The sequence below is a fragment of the Arhodomonas sp. AD133 genome (genome assembly GCF_051195215.1).
Taxonomy (GTDB): Bacteria; Pseudomonadota; Gammaproteobacteria; order Nitrococcales; family Nitrococcaceae; genus Arhodomonas.
Genome location: NZ_JBNAZM010000155.1, coordinates 1 through 1121 on the forward strand (window position 1 = coordinate 1; position 1121 = coordinate 1121).

1 protein-coding gene and 1 pseudogene are annotated in these 1121 nt (G+C 65.7%); both read left to right on the top strand.

Annotation, left to right across the window (positions count from 1 at the left end; genetic code table 11):
• Positions 1–116: pseudogene (locus ACPEES_RS23490) on the top strand (transposase); the annotation flags it as partial.
• 77 nt (positions 117–193) lie between these two features.
• A complete protein-coding gene (locus tag ACPEES_RS23495) occupies positions 194–1078 on the top strand; it encodes an IS30 family transposase (protein ID WP_435106952.1) in 885 nt (294 codons plus the stop codon).
• Positions 1079–1121: the final 43 nt, after the last annotated feature.

A 1121-nucleotide genomic window follows, 5' to 3' on the forward strand; every position in this document is an offset into this window, starting at 1 on the left:
TGGCGCTGCATACCTGGGGGCGGACCCTGAACCAGCATCCGCACATTCACTGCCTGGTCACCGCCGGCGGCCTGACCCCGCAGGGGGAATGGCGCGACGTGGCGGGCGATTACCTGGCTTAGACTCAGTTTTCAAGCGCAACACCTGTTGGCAGGGAGGATAGGATGTTGCGATGGCGAAAGGATATCGACATTTGAGCTCGGAAGAGCGTGCGGTGATCCTCTGCGAACGCGAGCGCGGTAGTAGCGTGCGCGCGATCGCACGTTTGCTGGGCCGTCACGCCTCGACCATTACTCGGGAGCTGCAGCGCCCGGCGGGTGACAGCGGTGGCTATTGCCCCACGGCGGCGGCGAGAGACTATCGCGCGTGCCGGCGCCGCTGTGGGCGACGGCGCAAGCTCGTCGCGGGTGGGGCGCTGCATCGCTGGGTCTGGGATCGGCTGATCCACTGGTGTTGGTCGCCGGAGCAAATCGCCGGCAGACTGGCGAGCATGTATCCCGATGATCCGAGTCGGCGCATCAGCCACGAGAGCATTTACGCGGCGATCTACGCCCATCCGCGAGGATCGCTGAAGAAAACGATGATCGCGGCGTTGCGCCAGCAAAAGCCCAAGCGCGGGCGGCGACGCACAACGGCGGCGGGTGGTTCGTACGTGCCGGAGGCGCTGCGCATTGCCCACCGCCCGGAAGCGATCGAGACACGGTGCATGCCCGGGCACTGGGAGGGGGATTTCATCAAGGGCGCGATGAACCGCTCCGCGGTGGGCACCCTGGTCGAGCGCAAGACCCGCTATGTCGTGCTCAGTCGCATGAACGGTTGCGGTGCCGAGGCGGCGCTGGAGGGGTTTTCGCGGCAGATGGGGCGGCTGCCGGCGCTGCTGCGCCAGAGTCTTACCTACGACCGCGGCAGCGAGATGGCCTGCTACGCCGAGCTCGCGCGACGGCTGAAGCTCGAGATCTGGTTCGCCGATCCTCATGCGCCCTGGCAGCGCGGCAGCAACGAGAACACCAACGGTTTGCTGCGCCAGTTCCTGCCCAAGGGCATGGACCCTGAGTGTCAACGTCACACCCGACAGTAGCCGAAGAGGAACGTGTGTAACATCTGGGCACTGACTTAGGAGC